General features: G+C 72.0%; 25 protein-coding genes and 1 pseudogene. 13 read left to right on the top strand and 13 right to left on the bottom strand.

Annotation, left to right across the window (positions count from 1 at the left end):
* Positions 1 to 26 precede the first annotated feature (26 nt).
* Entirely contained in the window at positions 27 to 320 is a 294-nt protein-coding gene (locus TNCT6_RS36655) for a hypothetical protein (RefSeq protein ID WP_216372871.1), read from the top strand.
* Positions 317 to 835, top strand: coding sequence for a GNAT family N-acetyltransferase (locus TNCT6_RS36650; RefSeq protein ID WP_141367353.1), 519 nt, complete (start codon positions 317 to 319; stop codon positions 833 to 835). The genes TNCT6_RS36655 and TNCT6_RS36650 overlap by 4 nt, the downstream gene beginning before the upstream one ends.
* A gap of 24 nt (positions 836 to 859) precedes the next feature.
* On the opposite strand, the gene TNCT6_RS36645 is transcribed toward TNCT6_RS36650, so the two are convergent.
* Positions 860 to 1,372 carry a GNAT family N-acetyltransferase gene (locus tag TNCT6_RS36645; RefSeq protein ID WP_141367351.1) on the bottom strand — a complete coding sequence of 171 codons (513 nt, stop codon included), beginning with the start codon at positions 1,370 to 1,372 and terminating at the stop codon, positions 860 to 862.
* Between the two features lie 191 nt (positions 1,373 to 1,563).
* Here TNCT6_RS36645 and TNCT6_RS36640 point away from each other — a divergent pair, with 191 nt between their 5' ends.
* Positions 1,564 to 1,797, top strand: coding sequence for a hypothetical protein (locus tag TNCT6_RS36640; RefSeq protein ID WP_141367349.1), 234 nt, complete (start codon positions 1,564 to 1,566; stop codon positions 1,795 to 1,797).
* A 166-nt stretch (positions 1,798 to 1,963) separates the two neighbouring features.
* On the opposite strand, the gene TNCT6_RS36635 is transcribed toward TNCT6_RS36640, so the two are convergent.
* Positions 1,964 to 3,301, bottom strand: a complete 1,338-nt coding sequence (locus TNCT6_RS36635) for a dicarboxylate/amino acid:cation symporter (RefSeq protein ID WP_141367346.1) — start codon at positions 3,299 to 3,301, stop codon at positions 1,964 to 1,966.
* Between the two features lie 748 nt (positions 3,302 to 4,049).
* Between TNCT6_RS36635 and TNCT6_RS36630 the strand changes: the two genes are divergently transcribed.
* Positions 4,050 to 4,574: a transglycosylase SLT domain-containing protein gene (locus tag TNCT6_RS36630; protein WP_141367344.1), complete on the top strand. Its 525-nt coding sequence runs from the start codon at positions 4,050 to 4,052 to the stop codon at positions 4,572 to 4,574.
* 257 nt (positions 4,575 to 4,831) lie between these two features.
* A complete protein-coding gene (locus TNCT6_RS36625; RefSeq protein ID WP_141367342.1) occupies positions 4,832 to 6,082 on the top strand; it encodes a glycoside hydrolase family 3 N-terminal domain-containing protein in 1,251 nt (416 codons plus the stop codon).
* A gap of 112 nt (positions 6,083 to 6,194) precedes the next feature.
* Here TNCT6_RS36625 and TNCT6_RS40295 read toward each other — a convergent pair whose 3' ends face one another.
* The 5 genes and pseudogenes from TNCT6_RS40295 to TNCT6_RS41430 all read right to left on the bottom strand — a co-directional run bounded on the left by TNCT6_RS40295 (position 6,195) and on the right by TNCT6_RS41430 (position 8,259).
* A complete protein-coding gene (locus TNCT6_RS40295) occupies positions 6,195 to 6,350 on the bottom strand; it encodes a hypothetical protein (RefSeq protein WP_172633279.1) in 156 nt (51 codons plus the stop codon).
* A gap of 105 nt (positions 6,351 to 6,455) precedes the next feature.
* Positions 6,456 to 7,079, bottom strand: a complete 624-nt coding sequence (locus TNCT6_RS36620; protein WP_141367340.1) for a LysE family translocator — start codon at positions 7,077 to 7,079, stop codon at positions 6,456 to 6,458.
* A 63-nt stretch (positions 7,080 to 7,142) separates the two neighbouring features.
* Positions 7,143 to 7,652, bottom strand: a complete 510-nt coding sequence (locus TNCT6_RS41440; protein WP_253266565.1) for a pyridoxal-phosphate dependent enzyme — start codon at positions 7,650 to 7,652, stop codon at positions 7,143 to 7,145.
* 151 nt (positions 7,653 to 7,803) lie between these two features.
* Positions 7,804 to 8,097: pseudogene (locus TNCT6_RS41435) on the bottom strand (pyridoxal-phosphate dependent enzyme); the annotation flags it as partial.
* Positions 8,098 to 8,100: 3 nt separating this feature from the next.
* Entirely contained in the window at positions 8,101 to 8,259 is a 159-nt protein-coding gene (locus TNCT6_RS41430; RefSeq protein ID WP_253266503.1) for a hypothetical protein, read from the bottom strand.
* A gap of 117 nt (positions 8,260 to 8,376) precedes the next feature.
* Here TNCT6_RS41430 and TNCT6_RS36610 point away from each other — a divergent pair, with 117 nt between their 5' ends.
* Entirely contained in the window at positions 8,377 to 9,297 is a 921-nt protein-coding gene (locus TNCT6_RS36610; RefSeq protein WP_141367338.1) for a LysR substrate-binding domain-containing protein, read from the top strand.
* A gap of 84 nt (positions 9,298 to 9,381) precedes the next feature.
* Here TNCT6_RS36610 and TNCT6_RS36605 read toward each other — a convergent pair whose 3' ends face one another.
* Entirely contained in the window at positions 9,382 to 9,828 is a 447-nt protein-coding gene (locus TNCT6_RS36605) for a VOC family protein (protein ID WP_141367336.1), read from the bottom strand.
* Between the two features lie 206 nt (positions 9,829 to 10,034).
* On the opposite strand from TNCT6_RS36605, the gene TNCT6_RS36600 reads away from it, so the two are divergent.
* A complete protein-coding gene (locus TNCT6_RS36600) occupies positions 10,035 to 10,766 on the top strand; it encodes an MgtC/SapB family protein (protein WP_172633278.1) in 732 nt (243 codons plus the stop codon).
* Positions 10,767 to 10,825: 59 nt separating this feature from the next.
* Here the strand turns inward: TNCT6_RS36600 and TNCT6_RS36595 are convergent, their stop codons facing one another.
* The 4 genes from TNCT6_RS36595 to TNCT6_RS36580 all read right to left on the bottom strand — a co-directional run bounded on the left by TNCT6_RS36595 (position 10,826) and on the right by TNCT6_RS36580 (position 14,469).
* The gene (locus tag TNCT6_RS36595) at positions 10,826 to 11,191 is read right to left on the bottom strand and encodes an ATP-binding protein (RefSeq protein ID WP_301184440.1); all 366 of its coding nucleotides are present in this window, start codon (positions 11,189 to 11,191) and stop codon (positions 10,826 to 10,828) included.
* Positions 11,192 to 11,230: 39 nt separating this feature from the next.
* Positions 11,231 to 12,049, bottom strand: a complete 819-nt coding sequence (locus tag TNCT6_RS36590; RefSeq protein WP_141367330.1) for a zf-HC2 domain-containing protein — start codon at positions 12,047 to 12,049, stop codon at positions 11,231 to 11,233.
* A gap of 25 nt (positions 12,050 to 12,074) precedes the next feature.
* Entirely contained in the window at positions 12,075 to 12,608 is a 534-nt protein-coding gene (locus TNCT6_RS36585; RefSeq protein ID WP_141367328.1) for a sigma-70 family RNA polymerase sigma factor, read from the bottom strand.
* Between the two features lie 208 nt (positions 12,609 to 12,816).
* Positions 12,817 to 14,469: an alkaline phosphatase family protein gene (locus tag TNCT6_RS36580; RefSeq protein ID WP_141367326.1), complete on the bottom strand. Its 1,653-nt coding sequence runs from the start codon at positions 14,467 to 14,469 to the stop codon at positions 12,817 to 12,819.
* 387 nt (positions 14,470 to 14,856) lie between these two features.
* Between TNCT6_RS36580 and TNCT6_RS36575 the strand changes: the two genes are divergently transcribed.
* The 6 genes from TNCT6_RS36575 (at position 14,857) to TNCT6_RS36550 (ending at position 19,939) form a co-directional block, all read left to right on the top strand.
* Positions 14,857 to 16,752: an ATP-binding cassette domain-containing protein gene (locus tag TNCT6_RS36575; RefSeq protein ID WP_172633277.1), complete on the top strand. Its 1,896-nt coding sequence runs from the start codon at positions 14,857 to 14,859 to the stop codon at positions 16,750 to 16,752.
* A gap of 136 nt (positions 16,753 to 16,888) precedes the next feature.
* Positions 16,889 to 17,248 (top strand): DsrE family protein, encoded by a 360-nt coding sequence (locus TNCT6_RS36570; protein WP_141367324.1) that lies wholly within the window; start codon positions 16,889 to 16,891, stop codon positions 17,246 to 17,248.
* Positions 17,249 to 17,325: 77 nt separating this feature from the next.
* Positions 17,326 to 17,712, top strand: a complete 387-nt coding sequence (locus tag TNCT6_RS36565) for a hypothetical protein (protein ID WP_141367322.1) — start codon at positions 17,326 to 17,328, stop codon at positions 17,710 to 17,712.
* A gap of 66 nt (positions 17,713 to 17,778) precedes the next feature.
* A complete protein-coding gene (locus tag TNCT6_RS36560) occupies positions 17,779 to 18,267 on the top strand; it encodes a hypothetical protein (protein WP_373996260.1) in 489 nt (162 codons plus the stop codon).
* 68 nt (positions 18,268 to 18,335) lie between these two features.
* Positions 18,336 to 19,082, top strand: a complete 747-nt coding sequence (locus TNCT6_RS36555) for a DsbA family protein (RefSeq protein WP_141367320.1) — start codon at positions 18,336 to 18,338, stop codon at positions 19,080 to 19,082.
* Entirely contained in the window at positions 19,079 to 19,939 is an 861-nt protein-coding gene (locus tag TNCT6_RS36550) for a cytochrome c biogenesis CcdA family protein (RefSeq protein ID WP_141367318.1), read from the top strand. The genes TNCT6_RS36555 and TNCT6_RS36550 overlap by 4 nt, the downstream gene beginning before the upstream one ends.
* A gap of 83 nt (positions 19,940 to 20,022) precedes the next feature.
* Here TNCT6_RS36550 and TNCT6_RS36545 read toward each other — a convergent pair whose 3' ends face one another.
* On the bottom strand, positions 20,023 to 20,601 hold the full coding sequence (locus TNCT6_RS36545; protein WP_141367316.1) for a restriction endonuclease: 579 nt from the start codon (positions 20,599 to 20,601) through the stop codon (positions 20,023 to 20,025).
* Positions 20,602 to 20,801 lie beyond the last annotated feature (200 nt).

The following is a 20,801-nucleotide window of genomic DNA, read 5'->3' as shown; positions in this document are numbered from 1 at the left end:
CTCGGCGCCGGGCCGGAGAGCGGCCGATGAGCACCCCACCTGGCGGGCCAACGCGCCGCGGACCTACCGGTTCTGGCGCGACGTCGGCCACGCCGCCGGAGCTCGTCGCCGGTGCCCTCGCAGACGCCCCCGGCCTGAACGCCACCGTCATCGCGGCCGCGGCCCTCACCGCCGCCTCCGGCCTGCTCGCCGCCCGCTGGATCACCGACCGCCTCGCACACCGGCCGTCCGCACACCGCGTCCCGGAGAGGTACGCGTCCCCGCCGACCGCCTCCCCGGCAGCCGAAGCCGACGCCCGCATGGTTGAGTTGCGGGCATGAGCACCCTCGCGGCCCACGCCATCGGCACCAGGCGGCTGGATCTGCTGCCGCTGCACGTCGAGCACGCCGAGGAGATGGCCGTGGTGCTGTCCGATCCGGCCCTGCACACCTTCATCGGCGGCACGCCGGACACCCCGCGAGCCCTGCGCTCGCGCTACGAGCGCATGACGGCCGGCTCTCCCGATCCGGCCGTCTCCTGGCTGAACTGGGTGATCCGGCTGCGGGAGGAGTCCTGCCTGACGGGCACGGTCCAGGCGACGGTCGGCCCCTCCGGCCACGGACTCACCGCCGAGCTCGCCTGGGTGGTGGGGACCCCGTGGCAGGGACGAGGCATCGCCGGCGAGGCCGCCCGGGCACTCGTCGACCGCCTGGGCCGCCGGCCGGTGCGGACCGTCGTCGCCCACATCCACCCCGACCACCGGGCATCCGCCGCCGTCGCCACCGCCGCCGGGCTCACACCCACCGACGCATGGCACGAAGGCGAGCGCCGATGGTGCCTGAGCGTCAGGCGATGACGTCGGCACGCTGCGTCACGGTCCTCAGCGCGCCAGTTCGTCGGCCAGGAGGTCCATCAGGAGGCCGTCGTGCCAGGTGCCGTCGGTGCCGCGCTCGTACTGGCGCATGATGCCGACGGGCCGGAAGCCGGCCTTGGTGTAGCAGCGGATCGCCGCGGTGTTGTCGGCCGCCGGGTCGATGACCAGGCGGTGGTAGCCGTGGGTGTCGACGAGATGACGGGCCAGGGTCCGTACGGCGTCGGTGCCCAGGCCTCTGCCGTGCACCGAGGGATCGAGGAAGATGTCGATGCCGGCGTGCCGGTAGTCCGGCTCCTCCTCGGCATGCCACTGGATCATGCCGACGGGCCGCTGCCGGAAGTCGACGGTCAGGCACCGGGTGTGAGGGTCCTCCAGATCGGCCACGATGTCCGCCGCGAGGTCGTCCCCGCCCCTCCACCGCGCCCGTACTTCCGGTGCGGCCCGGATGCCGGCCAGGGCGGGGATGTCCTCGCGGGCCGTGGGGCGGAGGACGGCAAAGGCGCCGCGCAGCTCGGTCATGACCGGGAATTTTACGGGAGTCGGGCACGCGCGGTGTGCTCGCGTTTCCGCGGCGTCCCAAGGCTGATACGAGGGCGCAGAGTTGCGTTCGCGGGCGCGCGGCTGCTCGTGATCGAGATGCGGGTTGCGGGGAGCGGTGCCAAGAATCGAACTGAGAGGCAGTGACGCCGACTACAGAAAGGCAGTCGATCATGCGAAGCAGGATCATACGCGCTCTGACCGCCAGCGTCGCCGCAGGCATGCTCGCCAGCGGAGCAGCCGTGGCCTCTACAGGAACCGCCTTCGCGGTGCCGGCGAACGCCAAGGTGTCCGACAGTCACCACGCGTCCGTACCGGACGCCACCAAGATGCCGCACCACAAGAAGTGCCCGAAGGGTGAGCACTACAAGAAGGTCCACGGCAAGTGGGGCTGCCACAAGAAGTAGCCGCCGTGCCGGGCGCCGGGGACATTCGGCCGACATCCGTGCCGTCTGCGCGACTCCCCGGCGCCCGTCATCGCGCGCGGTTCTCACCCCTGAGAACGCACCTCCGCCCTGGCGGCCAACGGCCGTCAGGGCGGAGGAGGTTGTCAACCCGGAATGAGGCGGGGCGTCAGACGGACACCGGGACGGCCTGCTTCGGATCGTCGTAGAGGCTCTCCGCCTGGTCGGCCGGGGAGGCCGAGGCGTTGTCGTACTTCGCGTGGTCCAGGATCTTCTCACGGGCGGAGACGAGCACCGGGACGAGGGCCTGACCCGCGACGTTGGTCGCCGTGCGCATCATGTCCAGGATCGGGTCGATGGCGAGGAGCAGGCCCACGCCCTCCATCGGCAGGCCGAGGGTGGACAGGGTGAGCGTCAGCATGACGGTCGCGCCCGTCAGACCGGCGGTGGCCGCCGAGCCGATCACCGAGACGAAGGCGATGAGCAGGTACTCCTTGATGCCGAGCTGCACATCGAAGATCTGCGCGACGAAAATCGCGGAAATGGCCGGGTAGATGGCCGCGCAGCCGTCCATCTTGGTCGTCGCGCCGAACGGCACGGCGAAGGAGGCGTAGTCCTTCGGGACGCCGAGACGGATCGCCGCCTGCTGGGTGACCGGCATGGTGCCGACCGAGGAGCGGGAGACGAACGCCAACTGGATGGCGGGCCAGGCGCCCTTGAAGAACTGGATCGGGTTCAGCTTCCCGACGACGGAGAGCAGCAGCGGGTAGACGCCGAACAGGACCAGGGCGCAGCCGATGTAGATGTCGGCGGTGAACGTCGCGTAGTCGCCGAGCAGATTCCAGCCGTACTGCACGATGGCGCGGCCGATGAGACCCGCGGAGCCGATCGGGGCGAGCAGGATCACCCACCACAGGGCCTTCTGGAGCAGTTCCAGGATGGACTCGGAGAGCGTGAGGACCGGCTGGGCCTTCGAGCCGATCTTGAGGATCGCGATACCGGCGACGACCGCCATGAAGACGATCTGAAGCACGTTGAGCTCGGTGAACGGCGTGATGACGTCGGTCGGGATGATGCCGGTGAGGAAGTCGAGCCAGCTGCCGGCGTGGTCCGGCTTGGCGCCGTCGGCCGGGGTGAGGGCGGAGCCGGAACCCGGGTTGGAGACCAGCCCGATGACGAGGCCGATGACGACCGCGATCAACGAGGTGATCATGAACCAGAGGAGGGTGCGGCCGGCCAGGCGGGCCGCGTTGTTGACCTTCCGCAGGTTGGTGATCGACACCATGATCGCGAAGAAGACCAGCGGTGCCACGGCCAGCTTCAGAAGCTGCACGAAGATGCCGCCCACCTTGTCGAGGGTGGTGGCGAGCCAGGACACGTCGTAGGTGCGGGCCACGAAGCCGAGGATCAGGCCGACGACGAGACCGAGCAGTACTTGGGCCCAGAAGGGGACGGGTATCCGGAAGCCTGAGTTCGCGGGCTTCGGATCAGCGGTGTTCGCGGACACGGACACACTCCAGTAGGGACGCGCGAAAAGGTGGGTTTGAGCAGGGGCTTACAGGAGCGGCGCGCAGGAGAGACGTCAACAGCGCCGCTGCATCGATGAGTTCGCGGTCAGGCGCGACAAGCCGCGGACACGCAGCGGCAGAGATCGACATGCAGGCGCGCCACGAGCGGTACGCCCATGACGACACGACAGACGCCGTAGGAGGCGTCTGCGCGGTACGCGGCTGCTGTCTTCACGGTGAAACGTTAACACTTCTACTTTGAGAACCTCAAAGGGACCCTTTGGACCGAGGGTGCCCTTTTCCCGCCTTGTGGGGACCCCCTCCCTCCGGGAGCCGGCTCTTATGGGGACGCGCTCCCGCCGGGACGCCGACATCCGCTCCGTCTCCCCGCCGCCGGGGCCCGGACAGCGCCTCGAGAGGCCCGTGGATGTGATGCCACCCATAGGAGCCAGATCACGTCCTAAGGCGGTTCGTAGCGAGCATGTCGCCCCAAGCAGCAAAGAAAGCCCCACGGTGGAACATTTCGGGCATTTACTACGCAGTCGGATAGTACGTCACATCATTGCGCCCCGTCCGGCCGACGGCTAAACATTGCTGTCGTTGCTCCGGACCACGAGACGGACGACCGGCGAACTCCGCCGGATCCGCCCGCTTCGGTCTGTGCAGCGCGGGGCCCCGCCCCACGCCACCGCAATCGATTGCGGCCGGCACCCCCGACCACGTCCCCCACTGGAGGGTTACTTCCGTATGACCACGACCACTCGCACCGCCCGCTTCGCCCGTCTGCGCACCCTCACCGTCACCGGCATCGCCACGACCGGCGCCGCAGCCGCCGCCCTGACCCTGATGCCGTCGCCCGCACAGGCCGCCGAAGCGACGCAGGTGCACGCCTCCTCCGTGGTCGCGGCCCGCTCCACCGACAGCCACGCCTACAGCGGCAAGGCCGGCTACAGCAACAACCTCGACGGCTGGATCAAGCAGTCCCTGGCCATCATGAAGGCCAAGGGCATCCCCGGCAGCTACGAGGGCCTGCACCGCAACATCATGCGTGAGTCCGGTGGCAACCCCAACGCCCAGAACAACTGGGACGTCAACGCCCGCAAGGGCACCCCCTCCAAGGGTCTCCTCCAGGTCATCTCCCCCACGTTCAACGCCTACCACGTCGCCGGCACGGCCCACAGCCTCACCGACCCGGTGGCCAACATCACCGCGGCGGCCAACTACGCGGCCCACCGCTACGGTTCCATCGACAACGTCAACTCCGCGTACTGATCCCGCCCACGCGGTACTGATCAGCGCACGCACACGCGCACGACAGGGCCGGGGCCGACAGCGACAACCGCTGCCGGCCCCGGCCCGTTCCGTCGCTGGAGGCGTCGGCACCCTGCGTAGCCACCGAAGGGGCGGACAAATGCCCAATAAAGTACCGTGTGATGGTCATGGCGAGCGCGGCCCGCCATGAGGAAACAGCCGCGAGACAGGCGGCTGCGGGGAGGCCACAGCACCCGTACAGGCCAGGAGACGAACCCATGACATCACGTGTCCGGCAGATCAGGAGCCGCCGTTCCACAGCCCTGCGCTACGCGGCACCGCTGGTCACCCTGGCGCTGGCCGCCACCGGTTGCGGTGCGTCGGTCACGCCCGGGCGAATAGGCGACTCGCCCCGATCCCCCACCACCAGGGAAGCGCCCCCCGCCGCCGCGAGCACCCCCTCGCCGACCCAGGCGGCCACCTGCACCGACCGCTACTTCCCCGGCATGACCGCCGCTCAGCGGGTCGGGCAGCTCTTCATGGGCGGGATCTCCGCGGCCCACCCCGACCAGGCCCAGCTGCGCACCCTGCGCGACAACCACGTGGGCGCCATCATGCTGACCGGCCGCAGCACCGCCGGCACGACGGCGACGAGGAAGACAGTCGACGGCTTCCGAGGCCAGGCGGACCAGGTCGGTGGCCGCCGGGTCGGTCTGCTGGTCGCCACCGACCAGGAGGGCGGCCAGGTACAGGTGCTGAACGGCCCCGGCTTCTCGGCCATACCCGACGGACTGACCCAGGGCAGCTGGTCGACCGCGACGCTGCGCAGCCAGGCCGCCGGATGGGCCAAGCAGCTGAAGGCCGCGGGTGTCGACCTGAACCTGGCGCCGATCGCCGACGTGGTGCCGGCCGCGCTGGGCACCCGCAACATGCCCATCGGGTCCTTCAAGCGGGAGTACGGCAGCACCCCGGAAACCGTGACGTCCCACTCCGGTGCCTTCGCCGCCGGCTTCGCGCAGTCGGGCGTGCTGACCACGCTCAAGCACTTTCCCGGGCTGGGCCAGGTGATCGGCAACACCGACACCACCGCCAACGTCGTGGACTCGGTGACGACCGCGAGCAGTTCCAGCCTCGAGCCCTTCCGGGCCGGGATACGGGCCGGCTCCCCCTTCGTGATGGTCTCGTCGGCCACCTACACCAAGATCGACCCCACGCATCTGGCGGCCTTCTCACCGACGGTCATCGGTCAGCTGCTGCGCGGCCGGCTCGGCTTCAAGGGCGTGGTCATCTCGGACGACATCGGGAACGCGGTCGCGGTCCGGTCCTTCACCCCCGCCCAGCGGGCCGTGAACTTCATCGCGGCGGGCGGAAACATGATCCTCACGGTGCGGCCGAGCACCGTGCCCGCGATGACACAGGCCATAGAGACCCGGATGCGGCAGGACGCGTCCTTCCGGGCCAAGGTCGACGACAGCGTGCGCCGGATACTGGCCGCCAAGCAGTCCGCGGGACTGCTCGACTGCCACTGAGGGTCCCTGCCCGCGACTGCCACTGAGGTTCTGCCCGCGATCAGGCGCTCAGGGCAGGTGCTCAGGGTGCGCGATCAGGCGCTCAGGGTGCTCGGGATGCGCCCGAGGTGCCTCAGGCAGCGGCCGTCATCGGGCGGCCGCTGCGGGCGAAGGCGTTCCAGAGCTGGACGAGCAGACGGATGACGAGCGCCTCGATCACGGCGACCGCCACTTGTGTGAGGAGCGAGGTCAACAGGTGGGGCACGGGGGTGCCGCCCTTCTTGTGCATGTTTGGGTCACTTACCTTTGTCCGCTACCGCGACGTCGCGCGGACCGACCGCAGGTGACCGCGGGTTTAACTTTCGGTTTCGCCTGGGACCGGGGACGCGCGGGGTCAGCCGGCCGTGGTCGCGACCACGAGACCGAGACCGATCAGCACGACGCCCGTGGTCCGCCCCAGTATGCGGCGGGTCCCCGGCCTTTCGAGGACGCGCCCGGCCCTGGACAGCAGAAGAGCATAGCCGCCCAGCCAGGTGAGGGTCAGGGTGGCATGGAGGAGGACCAGCAGCGTCATGGCCCAGGCTGCGGGCAGCTGCGGCGGGGCCAGGGTGGGAAGCAGTCCGGAGTAGAAGACGGCGATCTTCGGATTGAGGGCGTTGCTGACCAGGCCGGTCCGCCACGGGCTCCCGACGGCGGGGGAGCCGCTGCCCGTGCGGGTGGTGTGCGAGACGCCGCGGCGGTTCTCCCACAGCGCCTGCGCGCCCAGGAAGACCAGGTACGCGGCGCCGAGGAGCTTGACGACCAGGTAGGCCGTGGGTGAGGCGGCGAGCACGGCCGCGAGTCCGGCCACACTCAGCGCGCCCCAGAGCAGCAGCCCGGTCGTGATTCCGCCCACGGTGCGCAGCGCGTCCCCGGGCCCGGCCACGAGGGCGCGTCGCGTGACCACCGCCATGTCCGGGCCGGGCACGACGGTCAGCAGGCCGAGGACACCGAGCGCGGCTGCGAAGTGGGTCAGCACGCCGGTCTCCTCCTGATCGGACTGTCGGGAGTGGTCAACGGGGGTCCTTCCGGTGTGGCGCGTTCAGTGATCGGCGACGGAGTACGGGGCGGCGTCCCGGCCCTCGGTGCTCAGCAGCACGACCACCGAGGTCGCGTCGAGCCCCAGGGCCGTACGGCGCTCCTCGCCGCCCGCACCGGTGAGCACCGTGCGGAGACCGGCGAGCGCGGCGGCTCCGCAGGGGCCCGAGGAGACCCCGAGGGCCGCGAGGCGGACGGCCGCGCGGGCACTGTCGATGTCGGGGACGGCGACAGCGGCGTCCAGCCCGCCCCGCAGGTAGGGCCAGGCGATGCTGGAGGGGGTGCCGCAGTTCAGTCCCGCCATGGTGGTGTCGCCGCAGGTGACGGTGACGGGTTCGCCGCGGGTGAGGCTTTCGAGCACGCAGGCCGCTGCCTGCGGCTCCACCGACAGCAGCGCCGGAGCGCGCCCGGAGGGGCGGCTGCGGTAGTGGGTGACCACGGCCTGGGCCAGGGAGCCCACTCCCACCGGAATGGAGACGAGGTCGGGGCCGTCGGCGGCCCCTTCGGCCGCCAGTTGCGCGTCGATCTCCGCGCAGAGGGTCGAGTAGCCCTCGACGATCCACCCGGGAATCCGTTCGTAGCCCGGCCAGGCGGTGTCCTGGACCAGGACCGCGTCCGGCGCGCCGGGCCGCCTCGGCGGCCCGGCGCACGGCGTCGTAGGACCTCGGGACCTCGGTCACCTCCGCCTTCTCTGCGGCCATGGCCGCCACGGCCCGCGGATGCACTCCCCGCGGCACGAAGACGTGGGCGTGCTGCCCGAGCAGGCGTGCCGTGCGGGCCACCGCCCGGCCGTGGTTGCCGTCGATGGCGGTCACCAGCACGGCCGGTCCCGCCTCCCCGCTGCTCTCGGCCCGCTCGGCAAGGGTCCGTTGGACCGCCCAGGTCGCGCCCAGCGCCTTGAACGCGGGCAGCCCAAGACGGCACGACTCGTCCTTGACGACGACCCGACCGACGCCCAACTCTCATGCGAGTGACGGGAGTTCGGTCAGCGGAGTGGGTGAGTAGCCCGGCAGCGCGGCATGGAAGCCCCGCACCTCGGCGGGTGCGGGCCCACAGCGCCAGGTGCGGGCCCGGGGTCGTACGGACCACGGCGGCGTACGGCGGGAGACGTTGTCGGACACACGCTCAGGGTCCACGCCCTTCATACGATCGGTCCAGCGCACGTTTTCGACTTATACTCATCGGAGAAACCGATGATTCAGCAGGCCGCTCCGTGACGGCGAGGAGAGCCCCCGGCGATGTTCGATCTGCACCGGCTGCGGCTACTGCGTGAACTCAAGCACCGCGGCACGCTGGCCGCTGTCGCCGCCGCCCTCTCCTACGCCCCCTCCTCCGTCTCCCAGCAGCTCTCGCAGCTGGAGGCCGAAGTCGGCGTCCCGCTGCTGGAACCGGCCGGTCGGCGGGTGCGGCTGACCGCGCAGGCCGAGATCCTCGTCGCCCACACCGAAGCGGTCCTCGAACGCCTGGAGCGCGCCGAGGCGGAGATCGCCACCTCGCTGTCCGATCTGACCGGAACCCTGCGTATCGCCTCGTTCCAGACGGCCGCCCTGGCTCTGATCCCCACCGCGCTCGGCCTGTTGCGCGACCTCCACCCACAACTGCGCGTCCACGTCACGCACATGGAGCCCGAAAAGTCCCTGCCCGCCCTGCTGGCCCGGGACTTCGATCTGGTCCTCGCCGAGGAATACCCCGGTAACCCCCATCCGCGGCCGTCCGAACTCGAACAGGAGGACCTGCTCGACGACCCGCTGCACCTCGCGCTGCCCCATCCGGCCGACAGCCCGGACACCGACGGTCCGATGGCGGCGCTGCGCTCGCTCCATGGGCGCCCCTGGGTGATGGAACCCGACGGCACGGCCGCACGGCACTGGGCCATGACCCTGTGCCGCAACGCCGGCTTCGAACCCGACGTACGGTTCGAGACGACCGACCTGCTGCTCCACCTGCGCCTCGTCGAGCAGAGGCACGCCGCCGCCTTCCTTCCCGACCTGGTCTGGTACGGGCGCTCCCCCACGGTCGCTCTGCGGCAGCTCCCCCGCGGTCAGCGCGCGCGCCGCATCTCCACCGTCGTACGCCGTGGCCGCAGCCGTCACCCCGCCGTCCTCGCGTGCCGCGACGCCCTTCTCCGCGCGGTCACCCTGCACTCCGGCCGGGCGTAGGGCGGCACAGCGCGCGAACTCATTTCGAGAGGGGCTGCGCGAAGCCGTCGACCTCGACGGCGACCCTGGTGGAATCGAGGGGCGTCAGCCCTCCGCGTGGGGCGCCTCGACAGGCGTCAGTGTCACGGTGCCGTCGTCGGCGACCGACCAGCCGGGGTTGTGGCACACCTCCCAGCGGTGGCCGTCGGGGTCGGCGAAGTACGCGTGGTAGCCGCCGAACGCCGCGCGTTGCGGCTCCTTGAGGACCGTCGCCCCCGCCGCACGGGCCCGCTCCACCGCCGCGTCCACGTCGGCGGGCGTATCGAGGTTCTGCGCGAGGGTGAAGGGGGTGCCGGCCACTGCCGCCTGCCCGGTGTCGGCGCCCAGGTCGGCCAGGGAGAAGAGGCCCAGGGCCAGCCCCGGGCCGGCCTGGTAGAAGACGATCTCGTCGAGATCGAGCAACGGCGTCCAGCCCAGGCCTTCGCTGTAGAACCGGCGGCTGACCGCCAAGTCCTCCACGCCCAAGGTCACCAGGTTCACCTGCTGCTTCATCGATCGCCCCCACACGCCGTCAGGAATCGGTCGTCCAGGCGCAACGCTACCGCCCGCGACGGCGCGACCCGGTACAGGACGCGGCGGCCAGTTCGTTGCCCCTTTGGCCGGAACCGATGCGTGAACTCCGCGCAGCGCCGCTCGTGTTGTGCCAGGTTGGGGGTAGATGTCGGCTTGATGGAGTACGTACGGATCAGGAGGTGCGCGTGAGCGTGCTGGCGGCGTCGTTGTGGGACTTGAGCAACGGGCAGGGCGTGCGGCAGCTGTCCGAGCTGGGGCTGGCGCTGCTGTTGTCGAGCCTGATCGGCTGGGAGCGGGAGGCCAAGCAGAAGAGCGCGGGCCTGCGGACGCACACCCTGGTCGGTATCTCCAGCGCCCTGATGATGGAGGTCTCGCAGCACGGGTTCACCAATGTCCTGGGGCTGGAGAACGTCTCGTTCGACCCGTCCCGGGTGGCGGCGCAGATCGTCTCGGGGATCGGATTCATCGGCGGCGGACTGATCTTCGTGCGCCGGGACGCGGTACGGGGCCTGACCACCGCGGCGACGGTCTGGCTGACCTGCGCCGTCGGCATGGCCTGCGGCGGCGGACTGCCCATCCTCGCGACGGCGACCACCATCGTGCACTTCCTGGTCGTCCGCGGATATCCGCGCCTGCTGTCCACCCGCCTGATGCCCGGCACGTCCACCAGCATCTTCGAGGCGCGTCTGACCTACCGGACGGGCACGGCGCTGCTGCCGCGCCTGATGCAGGTCTGCACCCGTCGGGGCTTCCGCATCCTCCAGGTCAGAGTCGAGCGGCTGCCCGGTCGCACCGACGACGCCGCGAAGGTGCTGCTGGAGCTCGAAGGCACCGAGGATCCCGCGCAACTGGCGTCCGAGCTCTTCCAGGACGACGGAGTGATCGACGTGGAGATGACGACAGGCGACGAGGAATAGGCGGGTACCCGCGTCTCGTCCGCGTCCCCCACCCTCGACCGGGCGGGTACGGGATCGCCTCACGCCCGGCACCGCGGACAGGCGCGGACCTCATGGCCGCCGCGCGTCTGGTGGACCTCGGTCGACTCCGCGAGGTGGCGGACGATGCCGGTGCCGCGGCCGTGTTCGTCCGGGGCCGTCTCGCGGTGGTGGCGCTCCACGGCGGTTCCGGAGCCGCTGACGACGAGGTGCAGGGTGTCGTGGTCGAGGAGGAGCAGCAGCGTCATGTGCTCACGGCCGTACTGGGCGGCGTTCACGGCGAGTTCGTCGACGATGAGGACGGCGGCGTCCCGCTCGCTCCGGGTAACGCGCCAGCAGTCCAGCAGGTCCGCCGTGAAGTGACGGGCGGCCGAGACGTGCGCCTTCCGGGCGGGGACGGTGAGCAGGACCTGGTGACGGCAGTGCGAGAGCAGTGGTGAGCTCGCCTACGCTCGCATCGTGACCAGCTTCTGACCGTCGCCCGTGACGATCTCGAAGTGCTGGATGGTCCCCGGTGAGAGCGGGATCGCTCCTGGAATCGTGGTGCCGGGAGGGTACTGGCCCGCCCGCCAGGTGGCGGCGTCCGCCCTGGCCCCGCCGGGCCCGATCGCCTGCAACCGGCAGATGACGCCCGCGGGCGCCCCTCCGGCGGAGACCTGGAGGACGCTGCCCCACGCCGAGGGCGAGACCTTCACCGATGCGGTGACGCCGGTGACGGGATCGTGTCCGGAGAAGGTGCGTGACGGCGCCTGCGCGGTCGGTCCGGGCGGCGTCGCCTCACTGACCACGGATCCGGTGGTCGCGAGCCATGTGCCGCCGATCGACGCCGCGATGAGCGTCAGGGAGGCGACGGCTCCGGCCCACTGGAGCCGCCAGGTCCTGCGGCGCCTGGCCGCGGCCTGCCGGAGCATGCGGTCGAGGAGGCCCGCTTCGGCCGCCTGTGGGGCGGCGGGCGTGTCGGAGGGTGCGGCAGGCGCGTTCGACACGGTCTCGGCGGCCCGCCGCACCAGCCGGTCGGCGAGGTCCCCGCTGACGGCCGGCATCGCCCGGCCCGCGGCTCCGGCTCCGACGTCGGCGGCAGCAGCTTCGGCTTCGGCTTCGGTGACCGTCGCGAGCAGGGCCGGCAGTCCCGCCAGCTCCGCGTGCTCCTGCCGGCACTCGTCGCACACCGCGAGATGGGCTCGCACCCGCTCGCTCTCCGCCGGGGACAGCGCGCCCAGGACGTATCCGCCGAGCGCCAGCCGGAGGGCGTCGTGGTCGCTCATGGTCGACACCTCCTCCACGCCGCCTTCATGGCTCGATCCCCCGTTCCCGGAGCGCGAGCCTGAGGGCGTGCAGGGCGTAGTAGGTCCGCGACTTCACGGTGCCCAGCGGGATGCCCAGCACGTCAGCTGCTTCCGCCATGGTCCGGCCCCGGTAGTACGTCTCCAGCAGTACGGCGCGATGGTCCGGGGACAGCGTCCGCAGGGCGTCGGCCACCGCCCAGCTCTGCAGCGCCTGCTCGATCTGGTCCTCGCCCCGCGTCTGCTCTGCGGCCTGCTCCAGGGCCTCGCCGTCCACCTCGGGCGGCCTGGCCTTGCGGGCCCGGTGGCCGTCGATGACCACGTGCCGGGCGACCGTGCACAGCCATGCCCGCGCCGGACCGCGGGCCGGTTCGAACGCTGCGGGGTGCTGCCACGCGCGCAGCAGAGTCTCCTGCACGACGTCCTCGGCCCACTGCCGGTCTCCTGAGGTCAGTCGCAGCACGTAGTGGAACAGGGGGCCCGCATGCTCGGCGTACAGAGTGCGGAGCAGTTCCTCGTCCGTGGTCGAAGCGGTCCCCATACCAGGGACACGGTGCGCGGAGCGATCCGGTTCGGCCGTTGGATCACGTTTTCGGTGAGTCCATGGCATATGCCGATCATCGCGCACATACTCCCTTTTGTCGTGCGGCATCCGGCACTCGCCGCCCGCCGCAGCCGGCGCCCTCGCACCCGGTCATGAGCAGGGCCGTCCGGCACGCTGCTGCCCCTGGCCGCCCGGCAGGCTGCGGCTACCGGGTTCCGCGGCCACCGGCGGCTACGGCCGGGGAGAGGTCGTTGACGACCGCGTCGCGAGTGGCGACGGGCTTGAGGCCGTAGCCGCGTTCGATGGTGGCGATGATGGAGGTGGTGTCGTAGACGGTGTGGTCGACGGCCGAGCGCGGCAGCGAGCGGGAGACGATCAGTGCGGGGACGCGGGTGCCCGGGCCCCAGGCGTCATGGGCGCCGGGCGTGGGCGAGCCCGGTCCCGGGGGCGGCAGATGGTCCCACTGGCCGCCGAACTCGTCGTAGGTGACGACCACGAGCGTCTTGCCGGCCTGTGGGCCCTCCGTCACCGCCTTGAGCAGGTCGACGAGGTGGTCGCTGCCGGCCGCCTCGCCGGCGTAGCCGGGGTGCTCGTTCTCGGCGCCGTAGGGCTTGACGAAGCTGACGGCCGGCAGCGTGCCGGTCCTGGCCGCACGCAGGAACTCCGTCTCGTCGCGCAGGTGGCCGCGGCCCGGGGTGCCGGGGGCGTAGTCGGCGAAGTAGTCGAACGGCTGGTGGTGGTACTGGAAGAGCGGTCCGGGGTGCCCGGCCTCCGCGTCGTTCCAGCCGCCGGAGTACCAGTTCCAGGAAACGCCGGCGGTCGTGAGCCGGTCGCCGATGTTGGGGTACTTCGCGTCGTCGATCAGCGGGATCCGGGGGCCGCTGCCGTACGGTGCGCTGGACGGCTGCACCGTGTTGACGGCCAGGTTGCCGCAGGCGTGCGCGTAGTCGGCCGGGTCGCCGTCCGGGCAGGCGGTGGTCAGAGCGCCGTCCGCCACCGGGCCGGTCGCCCGGTACAGCGGGTACGAGGCCGGCATGCCGTCGGCGTCGAGGACCGTGTTCTTCGCGCCGGAGGCACCGCCGCTGGTGTCCTGCGGCGCCCGCGCGGCGATCAGGTACTGGTGGTTGAGGAAGGATCCGCCGAACGCGCCCTGGAAGAAGTGGTCGGCCAGGACGTAGCGCGGGGCGCCGGGGGCGTGCAGGTAGCGGTGGACCGGCAGTGACGTGGTGTCGTAGTGGCCCATCGTGAGGCCGACCGCGTCGGAGGCGGTGACGTAGCGGTCCTGCCGGCCGCCGTCGATGGCGTACCGGTTCTGGTAGAAGCGGTGCACCAGGTCCCGGGTGCAGCCGCCGGGCAGGGCACCCGGCGAGTCGTTGACCACACCGCCGTCCGCGCGGGTTCCGGGCGCGGGACAGGTGCGGTCCCGCGGCCCGATGTGGTCGTCGACGGTGAACGGCTCGTTGGCGAACGCGCTCGCCGCGACCCCGTGGGCGGCGTCGCGGCAGGTGGGCGACAGGGGCGGGCTGGTCAGGTTCACGTCGTTCTGGAGCAGGCAGCGATACGGCGTGCCGTCCTGGGCGCGTTGTGTGCGCTGCCGGACGGTGGCCCGGGCCAGGCCCTCGACCTGCCGGCCGCCGACCGGTCCCCAGGTGCCGTAGAGGTTGTCGAAGGAGTGGTTCTCCTCGTAGATCACCACCAGGTGCCGGTAGCCGCCGGGCAGCGTGTGCGGCGCGGCCTGCCGCTGAGGTGCGGCACACGAGGCCGAGGGCGTCAGGGCCAGGATCAGGGCGGCCGTACCGGCCGTGACGGCGGGCAGTCGGCGTCGGGCGAGCGGCCGGGGTCGAGTGCTGCGTCCCATGTGACTCTCTCCAGCGGTGGTTGACGGCGTGTCAGGGGTCGGCCCTGGCACGCCGCGGTCAGCCCGAGGCGGCCGGCGCGGAGAAAGGTAACGGGTCGGTGCGTCCTTCGGCAGGGGGCGCGCCCAGCCGTGCGTGTGCGGGCCGGCCGGCGGTGCGGGCCGGAGCCGTGCCCCGGGAAAACCCATGTGCACCAGGCATCTCGGGCATCGGCGTTTCGGCCACCCTGCCACCGCTCGGCGGCGGCTCCAGTGCGGCGGCCGCGGGGGCGAGCCCTTGCTCCTCAAGGGGTCCACCGCGTCCGGAATCGAGCGTGTTCGAATCTCGCGACACCTCGTTGTACCGGGCACTGCCGAGCCATCCAGGCGCGGTGCGAGCCCCAAGGAGGGATGCAGGTGACTGTGACTGACGCCTCGACCGCGAACGGGGAAACGCCTCCCCCGCCACCCCCCGCCACCATCACCTTCGAGGGCGAGTACGGCAGGAACCCGCTGGCGGAGGCCGGTTTCGGCGCCATGTGCCGCCGGCTTCCCGCCGTGCTCGGGCGCACCGCGCGCATGGCCTGGTCCGTCGACAGGACCGGCGTCGTGCTCCTCCTGGCCTGCCAGCTCCTCACGGGCGCCACGGCCGCGCTCGTCCTCGCCTTCACCGCGCGGGCCATGACCCACATCCTCGGTACGGGCACCGTGTCCGAACGCCTGCACGGCGCGCTGCCCGCGCTGGTCGTGGTGATGGCCGCCGCGGGCCTCGGCCGGATCGGCAGCGCCCTGTCCTCCTACGCCGACGGGCGGATCACACCGCTGCTGACGACCGAGGCGGACATCGCGCTCGTCGCCGCCGTGTGCCGGGTCGAGGCGTCGGCGTACGGCGAGGACGGCTTCGCCGACCGGCAGGAGGCCGCCGAGGTCGGGGTCACCCGGACCCGGTTCATGGTGCAGGACAGCCAGCGGTTCACGGCCGCCCTGATCCGCATGATCGCGGCGAGCGGTGTCATCACCGCCCTGCACCCGCTGATGCTGCCGCTGCTCCTGCTGGCCGTCGTCCCGGCCGGTGCCGGCGCCGTACTGTCCGCGCGCGTCGACTACGAGACCCACTACCTCAACGTCGGCGACCGCAACGTGCGCTCCATGATGCGCTGGTGGGCCACCTACTCGCGCTTCGGGGACGAGGTCCGCGCCAACGGCATGACCGGCTACCTCGTCCACTGGTACCGCGCCCTGTCCGATCGCATCGACCAGCGCACCCTCACCGCCGCGCCCCGCATGCTGCGCATCGTGCTGGCGACCAGCGCCCTGGGCGGCGTGTTCCTGCTCGGCACATGGGTCACCCTCGCCTGGCTGGCCACCACCGGCCGTGTCGCCCTCCCGGTCGCCGCCACCGCCGTCGTCGCCGTGCAGACCACGCTGGCCGCGCTCTCGCAGTTCGTCGTCAACGGCGCCGCCATGTTCCACACCTCGCTCTACCTCGCCGACATGCGGTCCTTCCTCGACATGGCCCGCGAACGCGCCCCGAGGCGCGGTGAACTGACCATCCCGGAACGCGTGGACGAGATCCGGCTCGACGAAGTCGTCTACCGGTACCCGGGCAAGGACGAACCGGCCGTCAACGGGGTGTCGCTCACCCTGCGCCGCGGCCAGATCCTCGCCGTCGTCGGCGAGAACGGCTCCGGCAAGTCCACCCTGGCCAAGCTCATCACCGGCATCCTCCTCGCGGACAAGGGCCGTGTCCTGTGGGACGGCACCGACCTCGCCCACGCCGACCCCGACGCCGTATGGCGGCGCACCGCCCTCGTCCCCCAGAACTTCGCCTGCTGGCCCCTGCGCACCCGCGAGAACATCACCCTCGGCCAGCCCCGCACCTACGACGACGGACCGGTCTGGGAGGCGGTCGAGGCCGTCGGCATGCGGGAGGCGGTCGAGAAACTGCCGCAGCAGCTCGACACCCTCCTCGCCAAGGAGCTGTGGGGCGGTGCCGAACTGTCCGGCGGCCAGTGGCAGCGTCTGGTCTGCGGACGGGCGCTGTACCGGCAGACGCCGCTGCTGATCCTGGACGAGCCGACCTCGCAGATGGACCCACGGGGCGAGCACGGGATCTTCGGGAAGATCAAGGCCATCGCCGGCGAACGCATCACCATCGTCGTCACGCACCGCCTGGAGAACACCAGGATCGCCGACCACGTCGTGGTCATGGAGGAGGGCCGCATCACCGAGCAGGGCCCGTACGACGAACTCGTCCGGGCGAACGGGGTCTTCGCGGACCTGCTGCGCCTGTCCCAGGACCGCTGACCCCAGCCCGGCACGTCGGCGGCGCGACCTGCCCGCGGTCAGGCCCGCGCGGCCGCGGGTTCCCGTTTTCCGGTGGGATCGGGTCGCGCCGCGCGGGCCCCGGCCGAGGCGCCGTCCGGTGTGCGAGGGTGGCCCCATGAACGCCGAGAACGCCGGTTCCCGTTTCCCCGCTCCCGTACGTGTCGTCGTGGCGGCTCCTCAACCGGACCGCGTGGTGCGCGCGGTGACGAACCTGGTGGCGGCGGCGGATCGGCCCGTCGAGGTCGAGGTCGTCGTCCACGGCGCCGGACTGGACCTCGTGCTGGGGGAAGAGTCCGGCGAACAGGTCACCCGGCTGCTGGAGACCGGGGCGCGAGTCCTCGCCTGCGCCAACAGCCTCTCGGGGCGCGGACTGACCGCTGACACCCTCGTGGCCGGCGTGGGGGTCGTATCGGCCGCCGTGTGGCACCTGGCGCTCCGTCAGCACGAGGGGTGGTCCCTGGTCTCGCTGTCATGACGCGCCCGGTCCCGGCTTCGATACGCCCGGGGGTACCTGGGCTATGGTGTCGGGACCGAGGAAGTGGAGGAAGGGCGATGCGTCGCACGCGGCACGGTGCCATGAGCGCCGGCCTCGCGCTGCTCGTCCTGCTGGCCGCGCTGTTCTGCGCCACGACCGCCTCCCCGCCCGCGTTCCGGGCGGCGTCCTCCTCCGCCGCGGCCGACCCGCACGTGGCACCGTGCCCCGAGACGCTGGACGACGCCGGTCACGGCGCGCCCGCCGCGGCGGGAAGCGGTCCCTGCCTGAAGAAGGCGCAGCCGGAGCAACAGCACCCGCGGTTCGGTGCGCTGCTCTCCCGTGCTCTGCCGGCGCAGGCCGACGACACGGCACCGGCGTGGGCGTCCGCGCACCGGGATGTCCGGCGCCACGGGCCGGAACCGTCTCCTCCCGACCTCACCGAACTCTCCGTACGACGGGTGTAGGCCCGCGCGGCGTGTCCGCGCGTCCCTGGCCACCCCGTCCACCCCGTACGACCGGAGAGTCATCCGTTGTCCGTGTCCCGATCCCCCCGTGCGGCGTGGGCCGCCCTGCGCCACTGGCCCCGACGTCGCTGGGCCGCTGCCGCGGCGGCCACGCCGCCCGCGGTCCTCGTCCTGGGCGTCCCCACCGCCCTCGTCCCGACCCCGCTGTTCTCCCGCTCGGTGCCGCCGGTGTGGTGGAACTACCCGACGCTGCTCCTCACCGCCGTGCTGTCGGCCGTGGTGCTCGCCACCTATGTGCGCACGGGGCCCGTCGCGGGCCGTGACGACGCGACCGGGCGTTCGCTCGGGTCGGCCGGCGCGGTGCTGTCCTTCCTCGCGGTCGGCTGCCCCGTCTGCAACAAGGTGGCCCTGCTTCTGCTGGGCGCCTCCGGCGCGCTGAGTTACTGGGCGCCCCTGCAACCCGCGGTCGCGGTGCTCGCCCTCGGCCTGCTGGCCGAGGCCGCGCTGCGGCGCCTGGCCACGGAGGCGGCCTGCCCCGTGCGGCCCGCCGCCTGACCCCCTGTCCTTCCCCCTTCCTTCACCCACTTCGCTTTCTTCGCACACTTCACTTTCGGAGGTGCCCCATGCCTTCCTCCCCTCGTGCCCACCGTCGCCGTCTGACCCTGATCGCCGTGGGCGGCGGTGCGGCGGCCGCCGTCGCCGCGGCCACCGCTCTCGGCGGCGGTTCCGGGGACCCCGTGTCCCGGGACCGGCCGTCCGCCGCCGTCTCGCCGTCCGTCGCCGGAGCCACTCCCGACGAACAGGAGAAGTCGCTGCTCGCCCTGGCCCGCAGGGACCAGAAGGACCCGCTGGCCCTGGGCCGCGCCGACGCGCCCGTCGTACTGATCGCCTACGAGGACTTCCAGTGCCCCTTCTGCGGCAAGTTCGCGCGGGAGACCAAGCCGGAACTCGTCCGCTCGTACGTGGACAGGGGCCTGCTGCGCATCGAGTGGCGCAACTTCCCCGTGTTCGGCGCCGAATCGGAACGCGTCGCCCGCGCTTCCTGGGCCGCCGGACGGCAGGGGCGGTTCTGGCAGTTCCACGACGTCGTCTACGCCAAGGAACGCCCGCGCAACAAGGGTGCCTTCTCCTCCTCCCGGCTTCATGAGATGGCCCGCGAGGCGGGCGTCGCCGACCTCGACCGCTTCGAGGCCGACCTGAAGTCCCAGGCCGCCGAGGCGTCGGTGAGCAGGGACCAGGAGGAGGGATACGCGCTGGGGGTGTCCAGCACGCCCGCCTTCCTCGTCAACTCCACACCCATCCTGGGCGCGCAGCCGCTGAGCGCGTTCACCGCCGCCGTGGAGAAGGCCGCGAAGGAAGCCGGGCGATGAGCGGGATCACCGCCGCGACCGCCTTCCTCGGCGGCCTGCTGGCACTGCTCAGCCCGTGCAGTGCGCTGCTGCTGCCGGCGTTCTTCGCCTACGCCTTCACCAGCCGCACCCGGCTGTCGCTGCGTACCGCCGTCTTCTACGCCGGGCTGTGCACCACGCTGGTGCCGCTCGGGGTGGCCGGCTCCTTCGCAGGCCGCCTGTTCTACGGGCACCGCGAGCTGCTGGTCCTGCTCGGCGGCTGGACGATGATCGCACTGGGACTGGCGCAGATCCTGGGCCTCGGCTTCGGCTCCCGCCGTCTTCAGCAGGCGGCGGGTACCCGCAGGAGCGGGTCCGCCGCCTCCGTCTTCGCCCTGGGCGCCGTCTACGGACTGGCGGGCTTCTGCGCCGGTCCCATCCTGGGCGGCATCCTCACCGTCGCGGCGCTCGGCGGCAGCCCGGTGCACGGCGGGCTCCTGCTGGCTGTCTACGCGCTGGGCATGGCCGTTCCGCTGTTCGTCCTGGCGCTGCTGTGGGACCGCTGGGACCTCGGGCGTCGGCGCCGGCTGCGGGGGCGCGCGGTGCGGTGGGGACCGCTGACCGTGCACACCACCTCGCTGGCCGGCGGGATCCTCTTCGTCCTGCTGGGCGTCATGTTCCTGCTCTTCGACGGCACCTCGGCGCTGCCCTCCCTCCTCGACATCGACACAGAGGCGGCCTGGGAGAGCGGCGCCAGGCGGCTCGGCGAGGCCGTCTCGGACCGGGTCCTCCTGTTGGTACTGGCCCTGGCCGGCGCCGTCACGGCGGCGGTGGCCGTGCTGCGGCTTCGCCGTCTTCCGCGCGGGGAGGGCGGAGAAGGCACCGACTCCGCTGCCTGACCGGACGGAGGTCGCCCCGTGTGCCGTGCGCGGACGGGGCGTCCCGCCGGTGTCCCGCCCGCGCACGGCACACGCGGCTCCCGTCAGTCGTGGTCCGGGCGCAGCCGGCGGTTGGTTCCGGACCGGCCGATGTCCAGGTCCAGGAACGAGGTCAACGCGGTGCCGCCGTTCCAGAAGCCGAGCAGATTGACGTCGATGAGGCAGAGCCGGTGCCGGGCCGCGAACTCGCGGGCCGGCCGGGTGAAGACGCAGGAGGCGACGAAGACCGGGACGTCGGCCCGGTGCTCGGCTCGCGCGGTGCCGTTGAAGGTCTGGAGGTCACGGCTGCCGACGGTGCGGTGCTTGGCGTACCGCTTGCACTGGATGACGATGCGGCGGCCGTCGGGCAGCCGGCCGGTCACGTCCGCGCCGAGATCTCCGGCGCCGCCGACCCGCCGGACGTCGGTGCAGCCGTCCCGGCGGCACAGTTCGGCGACGTACTCCTCGAACTGCCGGTCGTCCATCGCCCACACCGCGTCCAGCGAACGGCGCGCCCGCCGCCGCGCCTCCCCGGCGAGCCGGGTCCTCTCCGCCTGTGCCTCACGTCGCCCGGCCCGTACCAGGCCCGTGACGACGGCCGCGGCCACGACCGCGGTCGACGCCACCAGCAGCGCGATCCCCATCGGCTCCGTCCCCTCCCCCGTGCGGCGACGCACCGCCGCACCCCCGGGCGGTTTGTCACCCGTCGGCTACGATCATCACAGCCTGCCGTGTCCGACCTGTCACGGCTTTGGCCGTGTTCGGCCGATCCACCGCACCGCCGGCCCGTCCCGGCCCGCGGTGCGCACGCCTGTGGCGCCGCTCGCGCGCCGGACCACACAGC

The sequence above is a fragment of the Streptomyces sp. 6-11-2 genome (assembly GCF_006540305.1).
Taxonomy (GTDB): Bacteria; Actinomycetota; Actinomycetes; order Streptomycetales; family Streptomycetaceae; genus Streptomyces.
The sequence above is the reverse complement of the archived record's forward strand: the minus strand, read 5'-3'. Positions and strand labels throughout refer to the sequence as shown.